The sequence below is a fragment of the Streptomyces sp. NPDC046716 genome (genome assembly GCF_040645755.1).
Classification (GTDB): Bacteria; Actinomycetota; Actinomycetes; order Streptomycetales; family Streptomycetaceae; genus Streptomyces.
Window position 1 is genome coordinate 1 of record NZ_JBEYYU010000101.1, and the last position, 19,707, is coordinate 19,707.

General features: G+C 71.9%; 21 protein-coding genes and 1 pseudogene. 13 read left to right on the top strand and 9 right to left on the bottom strand.

The genetic code is table 11. The annotated features are described in order from the left end of the window. Window positions 1-210: 210 nt before the first annotated feature. On the top strand, window positions 211-1,242 hold the full coding sequence (locus tag ABZ930_RS39615) for an ATP-binding cassette domain-containing protein (RefSeq protein ID WP_361559827.1): 1,032 nt from the start codon (window positions 211-213) through the stop codon (window positions 1,240-1,242). Then, window positions 1,239-2,072 (top strand): ABC transporter permease, encoded by an 834-nt coding sequence (locus ABZ930_RS39620; protein ID WP_361559830.1) that lies wholly within the window; start codon window positions 1,239-1,241, stop codon window positions 2,070-2,072. The genes ABZ930_RS39615 and ABZ930_RS39620 overlap by 4 nt, the downstream gene beginning before the upstream one ends. A 25-nt stretch (window positions 2,073-2,097) precedes the next feature. Here the strand turns inward: ABZ930_RS39620 and ABZ930_RS39625 are convergent, their stop codons facing one another. Both ABZ930_RS39625 and ABZ930_RS39630 read right to left on the bottom strand, forming a co-directional pair. Continuing rightward, complete coding sequence (locus ABZ930_RS39625; RefSeq protein WP_361559833.1) at window positions 2,098-5,457, bottom strand: BTAD domain-containing putative transcriptional regulator; 3,360 nt, start codon at window positions 5,455-5,457, stop codon at window positions 2,098-2,100. A 4-nt stretch (window positions 5,458-5,461) separates the two neighbouring features. Next, window positions 5,462-5,764 carry a hypothetical protein gene (locus ABZ930_RS39630; protein WP_361559836.1) on the bottom strand — a complete coding sequence of 101 codons (303 nt, stop codon included), beginning with the start codon at window positions 5,762-5,764 and terminating at the stop codon, window positions 5,462-5,464. 114 nt (window positions 5,765-5,878) lie between these two features. Here ABZ930_RS39630 and ABZ930_RS39635 point away from each other — a divergent pair, with 114 nt between their 5' ends. Further along, complete coding sequence (locus tag ABZ930_RS39635) at window positions 5,879-6,679, top strand: site-2 protease family protein (protein WP_361559839.1); 801 nt, start codon at window positions 5,879-5,881, stop codon at window positions 6,677-6,679. Here the strand turns inward: ABZ930_RS39635 and ABZ930_RS39640 are convergent. After that, window positions 6,669-6,857, bottom strand: a complete 189-nt coding sequence (locus ABZ930_RS39640; RefSeq protein ID WP_361559842.1) for a hypothetical protein — start codon at window positions 6,855-6,857, stop codon at window positions 6,669-6,671. The two genes, ABZ930_RS39635 and ABZ930_RS39640, sit on opposite strands and share 11 nt — an antisense overlap. A 93-nt stretch (window positions 6,858-6,950) precedes the next feature. Further along, window positions 6,951-7,676 (bottom strand): NADPH-dependent F420 reductase, encoded by a 726-nt coding sequence (gene npdG / locus ABZ930_RS39645; RefSeq protein ID WP_361559845.1) that lies wholly within the window; start codon window positions 7,674-7,676, stop codon window positions 6,951-6,953. Window positions 7,677-7,775: 99 nt separating this feature from the next. On the opposite strand from npdG, the gene ABZ930_RS39650 reads away from it, so the two are divergent. Further along, window positions 7,776-8,387: a hypothetical protein gene (locus tag ABZ930_RS39650; protein WP_361559848.1), complete on the top strand. Its 612-nt coding sequence runs from the start codon at window positions 7,776-7,778 to the stop codon at window positions 8,385-8,387. An 83-nt stretch (window positions 8,388-8,470) separates the two neighbouring features. Here ABZ930_RS39650 and ABZ930_RS39655 read toward each other — a convergent pair whose 3' ends face one another. Beyond that, the gene (locus ABZ930_RS39655) at window positions 8,471-8,704 is read right to left on the bottom strand and encodes a hypothetical protein (RefSeq protein ID WP_361559851.1); all 234 of its coding nucleotides are present in this window, start codon (window positions 8,702-8,704) and stop codon (window positions 8,471-8,473) included. 67 nt (window positions 8,705-8,771) lie between these two features. On the opposite strand from ABZ930_RS39655, the gene map reads away from it, so the two are divergent. Together map and ABZ930_RS39665 are read left to right on the top strand one after the other, a co-directional pair. Then, on the top strand, window positions 8,772-9,638 hold the full coding sequence (gene map, locus ABZ930_RS39660) for a type I methionyl aminopeptidase (protein WP_361559853.1): 867 nt from the start codon (window positions 8,772-8,774) through the stop codon (window positions 9,636-9,638). Between the two features lie 170 nt (window positions 9,639-9,808). Next, the gene (locus ABZ930_RS39665; protein ID WP_361559856.1) at window positions 9,809-10,459 is read left to right on the top strand and encodes a biliverdin-producing heme oxygenase; all 651 of its coding nucleotides are present in this window, start codon (window positions 9,809-9,811) and stop codon (window positions 10,457-10,459) included. 81 nt (window positions 10,460-10,540) lie between these two features. Here the strand turns inward: ABZ930_RS39665 and ABZ930_RS39670 are convergent, their stop codons facing one another. Continuing rightward, window positions 10,541-11,182 (bottom strand): PhzF family phenazine biosynthesis protein, encoded by a 642-nt coding sequence (locus ABZ930_RS39670; protein ID WP_361559859.1) that lies wholly within the window; start codon window positions 11,180-11,182, stop codon window positions 10,541-10,543. 225 nt (window positions 11,183-11,407) lie between these two features. Here ABZ930_RS39670 and efeO point away from each other — a divergent pair, with 225 nt between their 5' ends. Genes efeO through ABZ930_RS39690 form a run of 4 tightly spaced genes read left to right on the top strand, consistent with a single transcriptional unit; the run spans window position 11,408 to window position 15,738 of the window. Beyond that, window positions 11,408-12,559, top strand: a complete 1,152-nt coding sequence (efeO, locus tag ABZ930_RS39675) for an iron uptake system protein EfeO (RefSeq protein WP_361559862.1) — start codon at window positions 11,408-11,410, stop codon at window positions 12,557-12,559. A gap of 23 nt (window positions 12,560-12,582) precedes the next feature. After that, complete coding sequence (efeB, locus tag ABZ930_RS39680; protein ID WP_361559865.1) at window positions 12,583-13,845, top strand: iron uptake transporter deferrochelatase/peroxidase subunit; 1,263 nt, start codon at window positions 12,583-12,585, stop codon at window positions 13,843-13,845. A gap of 3 nt (window positions 13,846-13,848) precedes the next feature. Beyond that, the gene (gene efeU / locus ABZ930_RS39685) at window positions 13,849-14,694 is read left to right on the top strand and encodes an iron uptake transporter permease EfeU (protein WP_361559868.1); all 846 of its coding nucleotides are present in this window, start codon (window positions 13,849-13,851) and stop codon (window positions 14,692-14,694) included. Between the two features lie 48 nt (window positions 14,695-14,742). Continuing rightward, a complete protein-coding gene (locus ABZ930_RS39690; protein WP_361559871.1) occupies window positions 14,743-15,738 on the top strand; it encodes a hypothetical protein in 996 nt (331 codons plus the stop codon). A 121-nt stretch (window positions 15,739-15,859) separates the two neighbouring features. On the opposite strand, the gene ABZ930_RS39695 is transcribed toward ABZ930_RS39690, so the two are convergent. After that, window positions 15,860-16,576, bottom strand: coding sequence for a bifunctional DNA primase/polymerase (locus ABZ930_RS39695; protein ID WP_361559874.1), 717 nt, complete (start codon window positions 16,574-16,576; stop codon window positions 15,860-15,862). Window positions 16,577-16,780: 204 nt separating this feature from the next. On the opposite strand from ABZ930_RS39695, the gene ABZ930_RS39700 reads away from it, so the two are divergent. Continuing rightward, the gene (locus ABZ930_RS39700) at window positions 16,781-17,647 is read left to right on the top strand and encodes a glycerophosphodiester phosphodiesterase (RefSeq protein WP_361559877.1); all 867 of its coding nucleotides are present in this window, start codon (window positions 16,781-16,783) and stop codon (window positions 17,645-17,647) included. Here the strand turns inward: ABZ930_RS39700 and ABZ930_RS39705 are convergent. Continuing rightward, complete coding sequence (locus ABZ930_RS39705; protein WP_361559880.1) at window positions 17,626-18,276, bottom strand: TetR/AcrR family transcriptional regulator; 651 nt, start codon at window positions 18,274-18,276, stop codon at window positions 17,626-17,628. The two genes, ABZ930_RS39700 and ABZ930_RS39705, sit on opposite strands and share 22 nt — an antisense overlap. Before the next feature lie 142 nt (window positions 18,277-18,418). Here ABZ930_RS39705 and ABZ930_RS39710 point away from each other — a divergent pair, with 142 nt between their 5' ends. Continuing rightward, window positions 18,419-18,601, top strand: coding sequence for a DUF6243 family protein (locus ABZ930_RS39710; RefSeq protein WP_361559883.1), 183 nt, complete (start codon window positions 18,419-18,421; stop codon window positions 18,599-18,601). A gap of 102 nt (window positions 18,602-18,703) precedes the next feature. Further along, complete coding sequence (ddaH, locus tag ABZ930_RS39715) at window positions 18,704-19,558, top strand: dimethylargininase (RefSeq protein ID WP_361559886.1); 855 nt, start codon at window positions 18,704-18,706, stop codon at window positions 19,556-19,558. A gap of 44 nt (window positions 19,559-19,602) precedes the next feature. Here the strand turns inward: ddaH and ABZ930_RS39720 are convergent. Further along, a pseudogene (locus tag ABZ930_RS39720) lies at window positions 19,603-19,707 on the bottom strand (hypothetical protein); the annotation flags it as partial.

A 19,707-nucleotide genomic window follows, 5' to 3' on the forward strand; every position in this document is an offset into this window, starting at 1 on the left:
GCCGTCGGCGGCTCCCCGTCCGTGAGCCGCCGACGGCGGGAAGCCCCACAGGAAAACCCGCACCCGGCAACGAATCCGCACGGATGGCTGCGGGTGGGTACCGATCGCTCGGCCGCAGGCCGGAGCGACTACAGGCGACCTGTCAGCGATATATCGGGCCTGTCGGTCGGCTGTCGGTGGATTGTCGGTGGGGGCTGACACCTTGAGGGCATGACGCGAAACGACAAGACCCCAGACGGTGGCCTCCAGGGCCGCCCGGTGGCCGTGTCCGTACGGGGACTGGTCAAGCACTACGGCGAGACCAAGGCTCTGGACGGCGTGGACCTGGACGTGCACGAGGGCACCGTGATGGGTGTCCTCGGGCCGAACGGCGCCGGCAAGACCACCCTCGTACGCTGCCTGTCCACCCTCATCACCCCCGACTCCGGGACGGCGATGGTCGCCGGGTACGACGCGGTGCGCCAGCCCCGGCAGCTGCGCCGCGTGATCGGCCTCACCGGCCAGTACGCCTCGGTCGACGAGAAGCTCTCCGGCCGCGAGAACCTGTACATGATCGGGCGCCTGCTCGACCTGCCCAAGAAGGAGGCGCGGACCCGGGCCGACAGCCTCCTGGAGCGGTTCTCGCTGACGGACGCCGCCACCCGCCCCGCGAAGACCTACTCCGGCGGCATGCGCCGCCGCCTCGACCTCGCGGCGTCGATGATCGGCCGCCCGCACGTCCTGTACCTGGACGAGCCGACGACCGGCCTCGACCCCCGTACCCGCAACGAGGTGTGGGACGAGGTCCAGAGCATGGTCCGCGAGGGCGTCACCGTCCTGCTGACCACGCAGTACATGGAGGAGGCCGAGCAGCTGGCCTCCGAGCTGACCGTCATCGACCGCGGCAAGGTGATCGCCGAGGGCGGCATCGAGCAGCTGAAGGCCAAGGTCGGCGGCCGCACCCTGCGCATCCGTCCGGCGGACCCGCTGGAGCTGCACCCGCTCGCGCACGCCCTGGACGACCTGGGCATCACCGGTATCGCCACCACCACCGTGGACGCCGGGTCCGGCACCGTCCTGGTCCCGATCCTCAGCGACGAGCAGCTGACGGCCGTCGTCGGCGCGGTCACCGCGCGCGGCATCACCATCGGCTCGATCACCACCGAACTGCCCAGCCTGGACGAGGTGTTCCTCTCCATCACCGGCCAGAAGGCCTCCGCCCCGCAGGACGCCCGGCCCGAACTCGCGGAGGTCGCCGTATGAGTACCGCCACCCTGAACCCCCCGGTGCCGACCATCAAGGTCGACGCCGACCCCAAGATCGGCCTGCGCGGCCATCTGCGCCACACCGGCGCGCTGATCCGCCGCAATCTGCTGTGGATCAAGCAGGACCCGGAGTCGATGTTCGACGCCGTCCTGATGCCGGTCGTCTTCACCCTGCTGTTCGTGTACGTCTTCGGCGGCTCCATCGGCTCCGCGATGGGCGGCGGCCAGGACGCCTACGTCCAGTACGTGATCCCGGGCATGGTCGCCATGATGTCGATGAACATCGCGCAGGGCGTCGGCACCGGCTTCAACGAGGACTTCCAGAAGGGCATCATGGACCGCTTCCGGTCCCTGCCCATCGGCCGCGGCTCGGTGCTGATGGCCAAGGTCGTCGTGGAGATGCTGCGCCTGCTGTGCGCCACCACGGTCCTGATGATCGTCGCGCTGCTCGTCGGCTTCGACATCACCAACTGGGCCGGACTGTTCGGCGCGATCGGTCTGACCGCGCTGTTCGGCTCGTCCCTGATGTGGATCTTCCTGGTGCTCGGTGTGACCATGAAGAGCGCGCAGGCCGTGCAGGCCATGGGCTTCCTGGTGATGATGCCGCTGCAGTTCGGCTCGTCGATCTTCGCGCCGACCCAGTCCATGCCGGGCTGGCTGCAGTCCTTCACGAACTGGAACCCGATCTCGGCGCTGGCCGACACCTGCCGCGCCCTGATGACCGGCGGCCCGGTGGCCCACGACCTGTGGGTGACCCTCGCCTGGACGGCGCTGCTGACCGCGGTCATGGCGCCGGTCGCGATCCGTAAGTTCACCACCAAGAGCTGAGTGCGCACCGCGCACCAGCGGTACCTCAGCCGGTCGGCTCGCGTCGCAGCAGGGCGGCGGCCTCCTCCACGGAGAGGCCGCCGCCCTCGGCGTTCTCCATTGCGTACCCCTCGTCGCCGAGCGCCGCGCGTACGGCGTGCTCGGCCCGCTCCCGCCACTCCCGCTCCATGACGTTGTGCACGTGCCCGGGCGGCAGCGAGGCGTCCGAGGCGCCGATCAGCCGGGCGGCGGTCGCCGCGTCGCCCGCGCCGTCGCGCAGGGCCAGGGCGTTCGCCGCGGTGAGCAGGTGGAGCGCCGCCAGGTGCGGTTCGAGCATCGTCGCCAGCGGATCGTCGGCGACGTCGAGCGCTTCCGCGGCCTTCGCCAGCGCGGGGCCGGCGTCGCCCTCCAGTACATCGAGCATGGCCTCGAGGCCGAGGAGCACGGCCCGGAAGAACAGCACCTCGGCGACCTTGAACTCCGCGCGCAGCAGCTCCAGGATCTCCCGTGCCTCCGTGGTGCGGCCCGTCGAGGCGAGCCGGGTGAGCAGGAACATCCGGGCGGCCGGCCATGCCTCGTTGTGGTACTTGCGGGCCGGGTCGAGGGTGTCGCGCAGCATCCGCTCGCCGCGCTCCCCCTCCCCCTGCTCGATGAGCACGTTGCCGAGCCGTACGGACAGGATCGCGACCTGGGCGTGGGCGCCCACCTCCTCGGCGACCCGCTGGGCCCGGACGAAGTCGGCCGCGGCCGCGTCGAACCGGCCCAGCCGCTCGTGCGCCTCGCCGCGCACCGACAGCGCCTCGGCCATCCCCCACTCGTCGCCGAGCCGGGTGAACAGATCCAGGGACTCGTCGGCGTCGGCGAGCCCCGCCTCGGCGGTCTCGACGCGGTTGGCCAGCAGGTTGGCGCGCAGGTGCAGCATGTGTGCGAGCTCCCACTCGTAGCCGAGGGCGCGGCACGTGCGCACCGTCCGCTCGCTCAGCTCCGCCATCCGCTCGCCCTGGCCCGACATCAGCACGGCGAAGTACCAGAGGTGTCCCGGGGGACGGCAGGCCTGCGGCAGATCGGGGCCGAGGGTGTCGACGATGGTGCGCAGCCGGGCCCTGCCCTCCTGGCCCTGCCACACGTGCAGCTCCATGTCCATGTAGCCGAGCCGGGTCAGGTGCACCTCGCGGCGCGCCTCGTCGAGCAGGTCGCCGGTGAGCGGCGGCGGCACGTCGGTGCAGCGCTGGTGGACCGGCGGGGCGGGGCGGGCGTCGGGGCCGAACGGGTCGGGGCCCAGCGCCGCCGCCTCCATGGTCCAGGTGCGGGCGTCGGTGCGCAGGTCCCGCATCATCCAGAACCAGAGCAGGGACAGCGTCAGGCTGAGCATCTCCTGCTCGTCGCGGGCCGCCGCGGCACGGCGCAGGGCGGTGCGCAGGTTCTCGTAGTCGCGCTCGATCCGGGCGATGGCCGCGCGCTGGCCCGCGCCGCGCAGCAACGGGTCGGTGGTGCGGGCGAGTTCGCGGTAGTACGTGAGGTGGGCGCGCTCGGCGGTGGTGCGGTCGTCGGCCTCGTCGAGCCGGTCGCCCGCGTACTCGGCGACGGTCTCCAGGAGGCGGTAGCGCATCTCGCCGCTGTCGTCGGGGGCGGCGACCACGAGGGACTTGTCGACGAGGGAGGACAGCGCGTCCATCGCCGCGGGCCCGCAGACGGTCTCGGCGGCGGTGAGGTCGCAGCCGCCGCTGAACACGGAGAGCCGGGCGAGGACGGCGCGTTCGGTCTCGTCGAGCAGGTCCCAGGACCAGTCGACGACGGCGCGCAGGGTCTGCTGGCGGGGCAGGGCGGTGCGGGCGCCGGAGGTGAGCAGCCGGAAGCGGTCGTCGAGGCGGTCGGCGATCTGGCGCGGGGTGAGCATCCGCAGCCGGGCCGCGGCGAGTTCGATGGCGAGCGGCAGGCCGTCGAGGCGGCGGCAGATCTCGGTGACGGCCGCCAGGGTCTCCTGGGACCGGTCGACGGTGAACCCGGGGCGGACGGTGGCGCCGCGCTCGCCGAACAGGCGCAGCGCGTACGGCTGCGGCAGCGGTTCGACGGGGTAGAGGACCTCGCCCGGCACGCCGAGGGGTTCGCGGCTGGTGGCGAGCACGGTCAGGTCCGGGCAGCGGGCCAGCAGGTGCTCGGCGAGGGCGGCCGCGGCCTCGACGACGTGCTCGCAGTTGTCGAGTACGACGATCATGCGGCGGTCGGCGCAGTGCTCCACGAGGCGGACCAGGGGGTCGTCGCCCTGGCGTTCCCCGGCGACGCGCAGTTCCTCGGCGCCGGCGCCGCGCAGCACGGTCTCGCGGGCGCCGAGCGCGCTGACGACGGCCTCCGGGACGGCGGCGGGGTCGCTGACCGGGGCCAGCTCGGCGAGCCAGACGCCGTCCGGGGCGACGGTCTCCGCGAGGCCCTCCGCGGCTTCCTGGGACAGCCGGGTCTTGCCGGCGCCGCCGGGGCCGAGCAGGGTCACGAGGCGGGCCCGGGCGACCTCGGCCCGGATCGCGTCGATGTCGGCGCCGCGGCCGACGAAGGAGGTGAGGCGGGCGCGGAGGTTGCCCGGGGTGCGCGGTGCGGCCGGGGCGTCGCCCGGCTGGAGCGCTTGTCCCGCGCCGGGGTGCCGCCCTGCCCGCCCTGCCGCCCTTGGCGGCGGATTGCCCGAGGCGGCGGGGTCCGAGTCCAGCAACTCGTTGTGCAGGGCTCGCAGTTCGGGGCCCGGGTCGGCGCCCAGGCGGTCGGCCAGGGTGCGGCGTATCGCGTCGTAGGCGGCCAGCGCCTCGGCCGCGCGGCCCACGTCGCGCAGCGCGCGCAGGCGCAGGACCTGGAGGGCTTCGTCCAGCGGGTGCGCGTCGCACAGCGCGGTCAGCTCGGGCAGCGCCTCCTCGGCCCGGCCCAGGGCGAGCCGGGCGGCGAGCCGGGTGCGGCGGGCGTCCAGGTGGCGGGTGTCCCAGCGGGCCGCCTCACCGGTCCGGTCCGGCAGGTCGGCGAGGACGGGGCCGTGCCACAGCGCGAGCGCCTCGTCGAGCAGCTCGGTGGCCTTGCCCGGGTCGCCGTCGGCGAGGCCGCGGGCGCCGTCGGTGGTCAGCCGCTCGAAGCGGAACAGGTCGATGTCGTCCGCGACGGCCGCCAGCCGGTAGCCGCCCTCGTCGGAGGCGACGGCCGCCGCGCCCAGGACCCGGCGCAGCCGTCCCACGAGCGCCTGGAGCGCGCCCTGGGCGTCGGCGGGCGGTTCGGCGCCCCACACCTCGTCGACGAGCGTCGCCACCGGCACGGTCCGGCCCGGCCGCAGGGCGAGGACGGTGAGCAGGGCACGCAGCCGCGCTCCGCCGACGGGGACGGCCGTGCCGTCGTCGCGGAGTGCCTGGGTGGTGCCGAGTAGGGAAAAGCGCACCGGCCTATTGTCCCCGCCCGCTCGCGGAGCGGCCGCCGGGTTCGCCCGGAGCGTCGAGAACGACCAGGGCGCCGTCGTCCCCGCGGTCCCCGCCGTGCTGCCCGAACCACTTCGGGCAGGCGTCCGCCGAACGCGGCCGCCGCTCCCCCGGCGCGTATCCGCGGCTCGGGATCCGGACCGACCTGGCCCGGCCGACCGCCTCCGGCCACCCTCCCGTGTGCCGCTCCACGGTCAGCGGCCCGGTCACCGGGATCCGCTCCGGCGGCGTACCCAGCGAGGCGTGCGGCTCTCGTACCGCACGGTCCATGACGTCACGGTTCTCAGCCTCTCCGGAACTCCCGCGCCCGCGCGACACGTTTCCCCGGCGGGACGGGTACGTTCGTGCACGCCCCCCGCCATCCGACCCGGGAGTCCCGCCCTCATGAGCACCGCCACATCCCGACGCGGCGACAGCAGGATCAGCCCCGTCTTCCTCGGCATCGCCGCGATCACGGCCGTGGCCGGCTGGGCGGTGTGGACGGACTTCGCCTCACAGCCCGGCTTCGCGGTCTTCCTGTTCGTGACGGGGGCGTGGATCGTCTCGCTCTGTCTGCACGAGTACGCGCATGCCCGCACCGCCCTGCACAGCGGCGACATCTCGATCGGCGCGAAGGGCTATCTGACCCTGAACCCGCTCAAGTACACGCACGCGCTGCTCAGCATCGTGCTGCCGGTCCTCTTCGTGATCATGGGCGGTATCGGTCTGCCCGGCGGCGCGGTCTTCATCGAGCGGGGCCGCATCCAGGGCCGCTGGAAGCACAGCCTGATCTCGGCGGCGGGCCCGCTGACGAACGTGCTGTTCGCGATCGTGTGCACGGCGCCGTTCTGGCTGGACCTGCTGGACGGCGTGCCGGACACCTTCCGCTACGCGCTCGCCTTCCTGGCGCTGCTCCAGGTGACGGCGGCGATCCTGAACTTCCTGCCGGTGCCGGGCCTGGACGGCTACGGCGTCATCGAGCCCTGGCTGTCGTACAAGGTGAAGCGGCAGGTGGAGCCGTTCGCGCAGTTCGGTCTGATCGCCGTGTTCGCGCTGCTGTGGATCCCGGAGGTGAACCGCGTGTTCTTCGACGTGGTGGACGCGCTGCTGCGCGCGCTCGGGGTGCACGACTGGGACACCTACTGGGGCCAGCGCTTCTACCGCTTCTGGCAGGGCACGCCCGAGATCCCGGTGTTCAGCCAGTAGGGGCGCTCTGGGCCTTCTCGGCCTTGGCCTTGCGGGCGTAGAACCAGGTCATGTTCGACGTGACACCCGCGATGAGCACCCACACGATCCCGAGGAAACTGCCCTGGACGAAGGAGACCACGGCGGCCGCGACGGCGAGCAGGCAGACGATGAGAGCGAAGAGTGCGATGCGGGGCATGGGGTCGGCTCCAATACACGGCTGGTGTTCGCCGACCAGTGTCCCCCATGCCCCGCCCGCGCCCGAAGGCGACCCGTACAACCCGATACGGGGTTATACGTCCGTGACGCGCAGACCCGCGTGCGCCTTGTAGCGGCGGTTGGTGGAGATCAGGTTGGCCACCAGGGACTCGACCTGGTGGGCGTTGCGCAGCCGGCCCGCGAAGACGCCGCGCATGCCCGGGATGCGGGCGGCCAGCGCCTGGACCAGGTCGGTGTCGGCGCGGCTCTCGCCGAGCACCATCACGTCGGTGTCGATCTCGGCGGTCTCCGGGTCGGCGAGCAGCACCGCGGACAGGTGGTGGAAGGCGGCGGTGACCCGGGAGTCCGGGAGCAGGGCGGCGGCCTGTTCGGCGGCGCTGCCCTCCTCCGGCTTCAGCGCGTACGCGCCCTTCTTGTCGAAGCCGAGCGGGTTGACGCAGTCGACGACGAGCTTGCCGACGAGGTCGTCGCGGAGCGCCTCGAGGGTGGCCCCGTGCCCGTCCCACGGCACGGCAACGATCACGATGTCGCTGCGCCGCGCGCACTCGGCGTTGTCGGCGCCCTCGATCCCGAGACCGTGCTCGTTGAGCTCCTCGGCGGCGGCCTGCGCGCGCTCCGCGGCGCGGGAGCCGAGGATCACCTTCTGGCCGGCCCGCGCGAACCGGTAGGCGAGGCCCTTGCCCTGCGGTCCGGTGCCGCCGAGCACGCCGACGACGAGGCCGGACACGTCGGGCAGGTCCCAGGGGTCCTTGGCCGGGGCCTTCGGGGCGGTCTGTGCGCTGTCATCACTGGTAGTCATGGAGCGACCTTACTCAGAGGTACCGGACGGCGACCCGTACGGGCGGTCTTGCCGCGAACCTCACATCGGGGCGGCGTACTTGAGGCAGCATGCGGCCTCATGGACGCCGTACGAGTAGCGCTGCTGCGCGAGGTCCTCGCCGGCACCGAGTGGCCGGCCGCCACCCGGCGCTTCGCCGGGGCCCTGCGGTCCTCGGTGGGCGCGCACGGTGGCGGGCTGCTGCTGGTCGGCACCGAGGAGTACGAGCCCTGGCACCTGGCCGCGCATCTGGTCGACGAGGCCGCCTGGTCGGGCACGCCGGAGCTGTCGCCGACCCTGGTGCGGCATGCCGCGCGCCCCGGCGATCCGGCCCATCTCGCCGTCGGGCTCGGGCGGCTCGCGGCGGCCAGGCGCGGGGAGACGCTGCTGGTGGTGACGCCGGACGCGGTGGGCGCTCCGCTGCTGGAGCGGGTGCACGACGCGCGGCGGGCCGGGGCGACGGTGCTGGCTCTGGACGGGCTGGCCCCGGCCAATACGGATCTGCACGCGCTGGCGCACGACGCGCTGGCCGTGCCCGACGGGACCGATCTGGATTTCGACACGGTGCAGCATCTGGTGAGTGCGGCCGCCGGGGAGAACGCGGTGCCGGTGCCGCGGGGGCGGCGGACGTTCCGTGACCGGTTGTCGAGGCTGGCGGACCATTTGACGGCGCCGCCGCCCGCTCGGTGGTAGTCGGCCGGGTGCGGGCCGGTGGGGGCTGGTCGCGCAGTTCCCCGCGCCCCTGAAGCGAGCTTCGCCCGCCCAGGGGCGACGGACTAGCTCTTGTCGGTCTCGCCGGAAGCGGACTTGTCATGCCACTTCGGGTCGTTCTCCCATTCCAGGTTGCGCTCCTGCGCGGTCTGCATGGCGTGCTCGGCCTCGGCCCGGGACGCGTACGGGCCGAACCGGTCCTTGGCCGGGCACTCGGGGCCTTCCTCGACCTTCCGGTGCTCCAGGCAGTAGTACCACTCGCCGGGTTTTCCCACGGTCCGCTTCTTGAACAGGGCCATGTCCGACTCCTCTCCTCGGGGCGCTCAGGGCCATGCTCCCCCAGTCCCGCTCGTTACACTCGCTGGCATGTCTGGCCAGTCGCAGTCGTCGCTGCTCGTACCCGGGGAACTCTCCCCCACCCGTCATGTGCCCGGAAACATCCGGCGCCCCGAGTACGTCGGCAAGCCCGCGCCGACCCCGTACAAGGGTCCGGAGGTGCAGACACCGGAGACCGTCGAGGCGATGCGGATCGCCGGGCGGATCGCGGCGCGGGCGATGGAGGAGGCGGCCAAGGCGATCGCGCCGGGCGTCACCACGGACGAGCTGGACCGCATCGCGCACGCCTACATGTGCGACCACGGCGCCTACCCGTCCACGCTCGGCTACCGCGGCTTCCCCAAGTCGCTGTGCACCAGCGTCAACGAGGTCATCTGCCACGGCATCCCCGACTCCACGGTGCTGCGCGACGGCGACATCATCAACCTGGACGTCACGGCGTACATCGGCGGTGTGCACGGCGACAACAACGCCACGTACCTCGTCGGCGACGTGGACGAGGAGTCCCGGCTGCTCGTCGAGCGGACGCGCGAGTCGCTGACCCGCGCGATCAAGGCCGTGAAGCCCGGCCGTCAGATCAACATCATCGGCCGCGTCATCGAGTCGTACGCCAAGCGCTTCGGCTACGGGGTGGTGCGCGACTTCACCGGGCACGGGATCAACTCGTCGTTCCACAGCGGCCTGATCATCCCGCACTACGACAGCCCGCACGCGACGACGGTGATCCAGCCCGGCATGACGTTCACGATCGAGCCGATGCTGACGCTGGGCACGCACGACTACGACATGTGGGACGACGGGTGGACCGTCGTCACCAAGGACCGCAAGCGGACCGCCCAGTTCGAGCACACGCTCGTCGTCACGGAGACCGGCACGGAGATCCTCACCCTGCCGTAGTCCGGAACCGCTCCGTACCAGCCCGTCCCGTTCCCGGGACGGGCTTTCGCGTTGTCGTTCGCCCGCACGGGAAAGTGGGTATTTTTTTCCCGACAGCCAGTCGGGAAAAGCGGGAAAGGGTGCTACTTTAGGCAAGCCTAACCTAACTAGCACCCTTCGGCGGAGGCCTCATGGACACCCCGTTCTCCACCCTGATCCGTACCGCCTCGCACGAGCAGCACACCGAGGCGGAGACGTCGACCTTCATGGGCGACCTGCTCGGCGGGACGCTCGGCGTGGACGCCTACACGCGGTACACGGAGCAACTGTGGTTCGTCTACCGGGCACTCGAGGACGGCATAGAGCGCCTCGCGGACGATCCGGTCGCGGGCCCCTTCCTCCGGGCCGAGCTGGCCCGCCTCCCCGAACTGGCGCGCGACCTCGCGCATCTGCGCGGGCCCGACTGGCGCGACCGGGTCACCGCCCTTCCGGCGACCCAGGCGTACGCGGAGCGGATCGCGGAGTGCGTGCGGGAGTGGCCGGCCGGATATGTGGCGCACCACTACACCCGGTACCTGGGCGATCTGTCCGGCGGGCAGATCATCCGCGACAAGGCGGAGAAGACCTGGGGGTTCGCGCGCAAGGGCGACGGGGTGCGGTTCTATGTCTTCGAGGGGGTTCAGAACCCGGCGGCGTTCAAGCGGCAGTACCGGGAGCTGCTCGATGCCATCGCCGTGGACGAGCTGGAGCGGCAGCGGGTTGTCGCCGAGTGCAAGCGGGCGTTTTCGTTGAACACCGCGGTGTTCGCTGCGCTCGGCGAGGAGTTCTCCAGCGCTGCGTGATGTGTGGTGCGGCGGGGCCGCGGGGCTCTGCCCCGGACCCCGCTCCTCAATCGCCGGAGGGGCTCCAGGGGTCGGAGGGGCTCAAAGGAGCCTTACCCTGCCGCCCACCTCTACCCAGCCCTCCGGCTGGGGGGCCGTCAGGAGTTGGGAGCCCTTGCCCTGGCGGATGTTGAGCGCGCGGTCCAGGCGGGCCGTGAGCAGGAGGGCCGCCGCGCCCGTCGCCTCGTCCTCCGTGATGCCGTCGCCGCGGCCGGGGAAGCCGCGGGCCCGGACCCGGCCCGCCGCCTCGTCCTCCCAGGCCCAGGCGTAGATCCACTCGCCCTCGGGGGGCACCGCCAGCGCGTCCACCTCCGCGGCCGACGCGTACTGGCGCAGCGTGCGCGGCGGGGCCCAGTCCGCGCGGGCCTCGATCCAGCTGAACTCGCCGTCCAGACGGGCGCCGACGACGCCGGCCGGTACGACCAGTTCGGGTACGTCGAGCAGCCAGGCCGCGCCGACGCACGGGTACCCGGCGAACGGCAGGCGGGTCGACGGCGTGTAGATGTCGATGGCACCGCGCTCGGGGTCGTCGACGAAGACCGTCTCGCTGAAGCCCAGCTTGGCCGCGATGCGCTGGCGCTCGTCCGGGTCCGGTGTCCGGGAGCCGTCGCGCACGACCCCGAGTTCGTTGCCGTGCCGGCCGTCGGGGCCGCAGAAGACGGACAGGACGTCGTACTCGTTCATGTCGGCAGTGAATCACGAAGCGTCCGACCACCCAACCGCCCCCGTTTGACCGCCTCTTGACCTCTCCCTGGGTCGCCCATGGGTCGCTTGTATCCGTGCCGCGACCAGCCGGTTTGCATGAGAGGTGAATCACGACAGAAGGGGGTAGCACTTAGGCAAGCCTCATATAAGTTAGGGCCGCCTTAGTCGAGCTGTGCACTATCTGTACGCCCCCTTGGAGCCCGCATGCGAGCCGTCCGTTTCTCCGTCACCACCGCCGTCGCCACGGCGGCGGCCCTGACCGTCATCACGGGCTGCACCGAGAAGAGCGACGCCAAGGGCGACGGTTCGGGTGCGATCCAGGTGACCGCGACCGACGACAGCTGCAAGGTGTCGAAGACCGAGTTCCCGGCCGGGCACGTCGAGTTGGCGGTCGAGAACAAGGGGTCGCGGGTCACCGAGGTGGAGATCCTCTTCCCCGACGACCGCATCGTCTCCGAGCGCGAGAACATCGGCCCCGGCACCAAGCACACCCTGACCGCCGAGGTGAAGAGCGGCGACTACCGCATCGCCTGCATCCCCGGCATGAAGGGCAAGGGCCACCGCCAGGACGTGAAGGCCACCGGCGGCAAGGCCGCCAAGCGCGACCCGCGCCTGGACAAGGCCGTCGCCGGCTACCGCCAGTACGCGCAGGAGCAGGCCGACCAGACGCTGCCGAAGGTGAAGGTCTTCACCGACGCCGTCCGCGCGGGCGACCTCGACGCCGCGAAGAAGGCCTACGCCCCCTCGCGCATCGGCTGGGAGCGCACCGAGCCGGTCGCCGAGTCGTTCGGCGACATCGACCCGCTGACCGACACCCGCGCCGACGGCCTCGAAGAGGGCCAGAAGTGGACCGGCTGGCACCGCCTGGAGAAGGCGCTGTGGAAGGACAAGAAGATCGGCTCGGCCGAGAAGACCCTGGCCACGCAGCTCGACAAGGACCTCGCCGACTGGCAGCAGCGCGTCGGCAAGGCCGAGATCACCCCCACCTCCATGGCCAACGGCGCCAAGGAACTGCTCGACGAGGTCGCCACCGGCAAGGTCACCGGCGAGGAGGAGCGCTACTCGCACACCGACCTGGTCGACTTCAAGGCCAACGTCGAGGGCGCGGAGAAGGCGTACGACCTCCTGAAGCCGGTCGCTTCGGAGAACGACGCCGCGCTCACCAAGGAACTCGACAAGCAGTTCGCGGCGCTGGACGCCCTCCTCGACCGGTACCGCACCGACAAGGGCGACACGGCCTCGTACACGTTCGTCTCCTACGACAAGGTCGGCAAGGCGGACCAGAAGAAGCTGTCCGACGCCGTCAACGCGCTCGCCGAGCCGCTGTCGAAGCTGGCCGCGGCCGTCGTCAAGTAGTCCGGCGCCTCCAGGAGACTGCCATGACGGAGAACACCAACTCCCCCACACCGTCGCGTCGTTCGCTGCTCACCGTCGGCGGTGCCGGGCTCGCGCTCGGCGCCGCGGCGGCGGGCGGCGCCGTCGCCCTGACCCGGTCCGACGGCGGCTCCGACATGGCGCCCGCCGCCGAGTCGGGCGGCGCCGTGCCCTTCCACGGCGCGCACCAGGCGGGCATCGCCACGGCCGTCCAGGACCGGCTGCACTTCGCGGCGTTCGACGTGACGACGGACGACCGCGAGGAGTTCGTCCAGCTGCTGAAGGACTGGACGAAGGCCGCCGCCCTGATGACCGAGGGACGGCCGGTCGGCGAGGGCGCGTACGGCGGGCTCGCCGAGGCGCCGCCGGACGACACCGGTGAGGCGCTGGGCCTCAAGCCGTCCCGGCTCACCCTGACCATCGGCTTCGGCCCCTCCCTCTTCGAGAAGCACGGAAAGAAGTTCGGCATCGCGGACCGGCGGCCCGCGGCCCTGGTCGAGCTGCCGAAGTTCCCCGGCGACAACCTGGAGAAGACCCGCAGCGGCGGCGACCTGTGCGTGCAGGCCTGCGCCGACGATCCGCAGGTCGCGGTGCACGCGATCCGCAATCTGGCCCGGATCGGCTTCGGCAAGGTCGCGATTCGCTGGTCGCAGCTGGGCTTCGGCAAGACGTCCTCGACGACGCCGGACGCGCAGACGCCGCGCAACCTCATGGGCTTCAAGGACGGCACCCGCAACGTCGCGGGCACCGACGCGGCCGCCCTCGACCGGCACATCTGGGTGGGCGACGCCGGGTGGATGAAGGGCGGCTCGTACCTCGTGGCCCGCCGCATCCGCATGAACATCGAGACGTGGGACCGCACCTCGCTCCAGGAGCAGGAGGACGTCTTCGGCCGGGACAAGGGCGAGGGCGCTCCGGTGGGCAAGGCCAAGGAGCGCGACGAGCCGTTCCTGAAGGCGATGAAGCCCACCGCGCACGTGCGGCTCGCGCACCCCGACTCCAACCACGGGGCGACCATCCTGCGCCGCGGCTACTCGTTCACCGACGGAACGGACGGGCTCGGCCGGCTCGACGCGGGGCTGTTCTTCCTCGCGTACCAGAAGGACGTGCGCACGGGGTTCATCCCCGTGCAGCGCGGGCTCGCGGCGCACGACGCGCTCAACGAGTACATCCAGCACGTGGGATCCGCGGTGTTCGCGGTGCCGCCGGGCGTGCGGGACGCGAGTGACTGGTGGGGCCGCGGCCTCTTCGCAGCGAAGGACGTGTGACGGATGTTCGCGAACTATCTGATCGGGCTGCGCGAGGGCCTGGAGGCCAGCCTCATCGTCTGCATCCTCGTCGCCTACCTGGTGAAGACGGACCGCAGAGACGCGCTGAAGCCGGTGTGGCTCGGCATCGGCGCCGCCGTGTTCCTGGCCCTGGCCTTCGGCGCCGGCCTGGAGTTCGGCTCGCAGGAGATGACGTTCAAGGCACAGGAGGCGCTGGGCGGCTCGCTGTCGATCATCGCCGTGGCCCTGGTGACGTGGATGGTGTTCTGGATGCGGCGCACCGCCCGGCACCTGAAGACGGAGCTGCAGGGCAAGCTGGACTCGGCGCTGAGCATGGGCACGGCGGCCCTGGTCGTCACCGCGTTCCTCGCGGTGGGCCGGGAGGGCCTGGAGACCTCGCTCTTCGTGTGGACGGCGGTGCACGCCACCAGCAACGGCACCACGGAGCCGGTGGTCGGCGCGCTGCTCGGTCTCGCGACCGCGGTGGTGCTCGGCTGGCTGTTCTACCGGGGCGCCCTGCGCATCAACCTGGCGAAGTTCTTCACGTGGACCGGCGGCATGCTCGTCGTCGTGGCCGCGGGGGTCCTCGCGTACGGCGTCCACGACCTCCAGGAGGCCGACTTCATCGGCGGTCTCAACACTCTGGCCTTCGACATCAGCTCGACGATCGCGCCCGACGGCTGGCTGGGCACCCTCCTCAAGGGCGTCTTCAACTTCCAGCCCGACCCCACGGTCCTGCAAGTCGTCGTCTGGTGCCTGTACTTGATCCCGACGATGGCGTTCTTCCTCGGCTTCACGGTCCGGCGTTCCGAGAGGGCCGGGGCAGTGGAGGCTTCCTCTTCCCGGTAGGGTTCGGCCCCGTGAAGGGGCAGGGGAGCGAAGGGTGAAGTCAACGTCATGAGCAAGGTCATGAACAGGCTCGGCAGGCCCGCCGCGACGGCGGTGGCGGCGGTCGTGCTGTCCCTCACGGCGAGCGGCTGCATGACCGTGCACGGGGAGCTGGAGATCGTCCCGACGACGACGAAGGCCCAGGCCGCGCGCGCTCTGGACACCTTCGTGTCGGCGTACACCAAGGCCGAGCGGACGTACGACCGGTCCGCCGACGCCGCGTACGTCACCGGGCCGCTCGCGGCGATCGACACGGCGAAGCTGAAGGCGGCGCGCAAGCTCAACCCGGGCGGCAACAAGAACCCCCGGCCGCTGAAGCTGACCGACGTGAAGTACACGATCCCGAAGAAGGCCGGCTGGCCGCGCTGGTTCGTCGTGGACGCCGACAACAACCGGTTCCCGGACTATCGCTGGGTCATGGTCTTCACCCGCGACGACGTGAGCGAGCCGTGGGCGGTGTCGTACCTGACGCTGTTCCGCGACGGCAAGGTGCCCCGGTTCAAGACGGACGCGGACGGGTTCGGCCAGGCGGTCGACAACGACGCGGGCGGGCTCGCCGCGAAGCCGTCGGCGCTGAGCCGGAAGTACGCCGACTATCTGGACCCGAAGTCGGGTGGCGGTGACGCGTTCGCCAAGGGGGCGAGCACCACGGAGTGGCTCGCCGCCCGCAAGAAGAACGTCTCGCGGCCCGGGCTCGTCACGCAGTACATCGACGAGCCGCTGACCTCCGGCGACTACGCGCCCGTAGCGCTGCGCACCGCCGACGGCGGGGCGCTCGTCTTCTTCACCACGCGGCGCTACGTGAAGCAGACCGCGTCGCCCGGCAGCGACCTCCCGGCGATCAATGTCGGGGTGAAGGCGCTGATGAAGGGGGACGCCAAGCAGTCGGCGATGTTCGGGTACGTGTCGAACCAGGCGGCGCTGGTTCCCCCGAAGGGTTCCGCCGGTTCCGGGATCGACGTGCTGGCCCGGGTCGAGGGGATCACGTCGGCCGAAGGGTCCTGAGCGGGGGCCCGTCCGGGCGGTCGGGGTCGGTGCCGGGTGCGGGTGCGTTGCCGGGTGCGGGTGCGTGGGGCTTCTCGCGCAGTTCCCCGCGCCCCTGGCGGGGCGCTTTCCGGCGGGGTTTTTACGGCCAGGCCGTGGTGAAGTCGGGTTCTGCTCCTGCGTAGCGGGCGCAGGCGTCCGTCAGGGGTTCCAGGAGGGTCAGGGGGTCCGGGAGAGGGTGCTCCGGGCCGCGGAGCCAGCGCACCGACTGGTCGGCGGGGAGCCGGGCCGGCGGGACCAGGACATAGCTGCCGCGGCAGTGCCAGCGCAGGCCGGGGTGCTCGTCCATCGTCTCGGGATGGCAGTCCAGCTCGCAGGGCCACCACTCGTCCTCGTCGTCCGGGGTGCCCCGGGTCGCCGTGAAGAAGAGCATGCGGTCGTCGCCGCAGAGGGCGACCGGGCCGACGTCGACGCCGGAGGAGAGCAGCCGGTCGAGGGCTTCCTGGCCGGCCTCGGTCGGGACGTCCAGGACGTCGTGGACCATGCCGGTCGCGGTGATGAAGTTGGCCTGCGGCTGGTGCCGGGCCCAGCGCTCGATCTGGGAGCGGTCCGTCGTGGACTGGGTCTGCCAGGCGAAGGAGACCGGATGTCTGCCGGGCGTCGGGCAGCCTATGCGGTTGCACGAACACCGGTAGTCCGCCGGATACGCGGCCGGGGCCAGCGGAAGTCCGGCGTCGGCGGCCGCCAGCAGCAGCGGCTCGCGGTCGGTGTCGGCCTCGGTCTCCTGGGAGCCCCGGGCGTTCTTCAGCCACTGGGAGATCCGGCCCAGTCCGTACCGTCCGCTCCGCTCCGTGCCCATCGATCTCCTCGTCGTCGCCCTCGTACCGGCCACGGCGGCCTGCGCCGCCGCCGGGTACGGGAGGAATCCCGGACCCTCATGCTGCCACCATCCTGCTCCTCGGGTGGCCACAGTCCACATCCGGGGGTACCGGAGACACCGTCATGAGGTGTCATCACCGCCATTGACGGGATTAGCGGCATTTGTGGCTTTACGGTGATGCGCATGACCGCCCTGAGCGCCCTGCCCGCCCCGCTGCGCAGGGCGGTGCCGCTCGCCGGGGCCGCCGGTCTGCTGTCCGTCAGCGGCCTGGGGTTCGTCGGTCCGCTGGAGTGGGGCCGCGGTCCGCTCACCGTCGACGCCCTGCCCCGCGTGACGTACACGGCCCATCGCGGCGGCGCCCTGGAGGTGCCGGAGAACAGCATGGCGGGGCTCGCGGCGGCGTACGAGCGCGGTACGGCGCAGGTGCTCGACTTCGATACGCGGATGCTGCGCGACGGCACGCTCGTGGTGATGCACGACGGGACCCTGGATCGCACGACCACCTCGGCGGGGCCGGTGCGCGGCCTGGACCGGCGGGGCTGGCGCGGGGTGCGGCTCCGGCCCCGGGCGGCGCTGCCGGGGCACTGGCGTCCGGAGCGGCCGCCGACGGTCGCGGAGGTCCTCGACCGGTTCGGCGGCCGCTCCGTGCTGATGCTGGAGGCGAAGGATCCCGACAGTCTGGCGCGGCTCGCCGGGCTGATCCGCGCCCGCGGCCTGACCCGCTCCGTGCTGGTCAACTCCAACCGGCCGGCCGTCGCGCGCCGCGCGCACCAGCTGGGCCTGGTCGCCCAGCTCTGGCGCTCGGCGCGGCAGATGCGGACGGACCGGCCCGCGCACTGGGCCGGTTACGTCGACGTGCTCGACATGGACCACCGGGCGCGGGACGCGGATCTCCTGCGGGCGGTCAGGTCGGGGGTGCCCCGGGTCTGGGCGCACACCGTGAACACGCCGCGGGAGCGCGACCGCGTGCTGCGGCTGGGCTGCGACGGGGTGATCTCCGACGCGCCGGGGCTGCTGGCCCGTACGCCTCAGCGGGGCGCGATGCCGTAGAGGGCGTAGTCGACGAGGGTGTCGGTGTACTCGTACGAGACCGGGCCCGTGAACTGCAGCCAGCGCTGGGCGAGCGGCGAGACCCAGAGTTCGAGGGCGATGCGCGGGTCGATCTCCTGGCGCACCTGGCCGGCCTCCTGCGCGGCGCGCACCCGGTCGGCGTAGAGCTGGAGGGACGGCATGAGGAGCTTCTCGGTGAAGTTCCGGCCGACCTGTTCGTTGACCACGCCCTCGGCGGCCAGGGCGCGGGACGGGGCCTCGAAGCGGGGGTCCGTGAGCTGGTCGACGGTGAGCCGCAGGACGTGCTTGAGGTCGGCGGCGAGGTCGCCGGTGTCCGGGATGGCGTACGCGTCCTGCCCGCCGGCCTCGCGGGCGGCCTGCTCGCCGAGGTCGAGGAAGGCCTCCAGGAGGACCTCGGCCTTCGATCCCCACCACCGATAGATCGTCTGCTTGCCGACACCGGCCCGGGCGGCGATGCCCTCGATCGTGGTCCGGGGGTAGCCGATCTCGCCGACGAGGGAGAGGGCCGCGTCGTAGATGGCGTGGCGGGAGCGCTCGCTGCGGCGCGTGGAGTCGGGCGCCGTCTTCTTGTCGGGGCTCTTGTCGGGGGGCGTCTGTGTGGCTGCCATGGTTCGAATGTAGCAGCGAGCGAGCCGAGACGTACCGTCTCGTAATCTCTTGACAAGACGATCCGTCTCGTTCACAGTGGAGCACGTCAACAAGCGAGACGAACCGTCTCGTCGCAGTGGTTCACGAACGAAGGAGCACACCATGACCCGAGGTGGAGCAGACGGCATGCTGGGCGTCGGCGGAACCCGGAGCAAGCTCTCCCGCAAGGCGCTGCGCGGCGGCGGCCGGAGCGGGCAGGTCGGCGGGGGTGTCGATCCGGTGGCGCAGAAGCGGGAGCTGCTGCGCAAACTCCAGGAGAGGCGCGGCGGGCCCGACGCGTCATGACCCGGCCGCACCGCCGTGAACCACCCGTTCGGTTCACAGCCCGGAGGGCTCCTCCGGCCGCACCATGGGCGTCAACAGCCCTGCGGTCGTGAGGAGCCCTCATTGCGTAATCCGCGTAATCCGCGTGACCCGCGTCAGCTCGAACGGCGCGCCGCACCTCGGCGCTATCTGATGTGCCCACCGGCACACTTCCAGGTCACGTACTCGATCAACCCGTGGATGGACCCGGCGAAACCCGTCGACGTCGCGCTCGCCGTCGCGCAGTGGGAGGACCTGCGCGACCGCTACCGCACGCTCGGTCACACCGTCGACGTGCTCGACCCGCGGCCGGGCCTGCCCGACATGGTGTTCGCCGCGAACGGGGCGACGGTCGTCGACGGGCGGGTGCTCGGGGCGCGATTCGCTTACCCGGAGCGGGAGTTGGAGGCCGCCGCGCATCTGGAGTGGTTCCGCGGGCGGGGGTACGCGGACGTGCACGAGCCCGTCCACGTCAACGAGGGCGAGGGGGACTTCGCCGTCACCGCGTCGTATCTGCTCGCCGGGCGCGGGTTCCGGGCGTCGCCGCTGTCGCACGGTGAGGCGCAGGAGGTGTTCGGGCGGCCGGTGATCGGGCTCGATCTCGTCGATCCGCGCTTCTATCACCTCGATACGGCGCTGGCCGTGCTGGACGACGCGGCGGACGAGGTCATGTACTACCCCGGCGCGTTCTCCGCGGGGAGCCGGGCCGTGCTGCGGCGGATGTTCCCCGAGGCGCTGGTCGTGGGTGAGGCCGATGCCGTCGCCTTCGGCCTGAACGCGGTGTCGGACGGTCTGCACGTGTTGCTGCCGCAGGCTGCCGTGGGTCTGTTCGAGCCGCTCCGGGAGCGCGGGTTCGTGCCGGTCGGGATGGATCTCGGGGAGCTGTTGAAGGGGGGCGGAAGCGTGAAGTGCTGCACGCTCGAGCTCCGCGGTCTGTAGCCCGGCTGCGGGTCGGTGGGGGCTGGTCGCGCAGTTCCCCGCGCCCCTGAAGGCCCCCACAGGACGACGCCGCCGCCGGAGTCGGCGACGGTGCCCAGGTCCTCGCCGGGCGCGCCGACGATCGCGTCGTCGTAGCCGTCGCCGTCGAG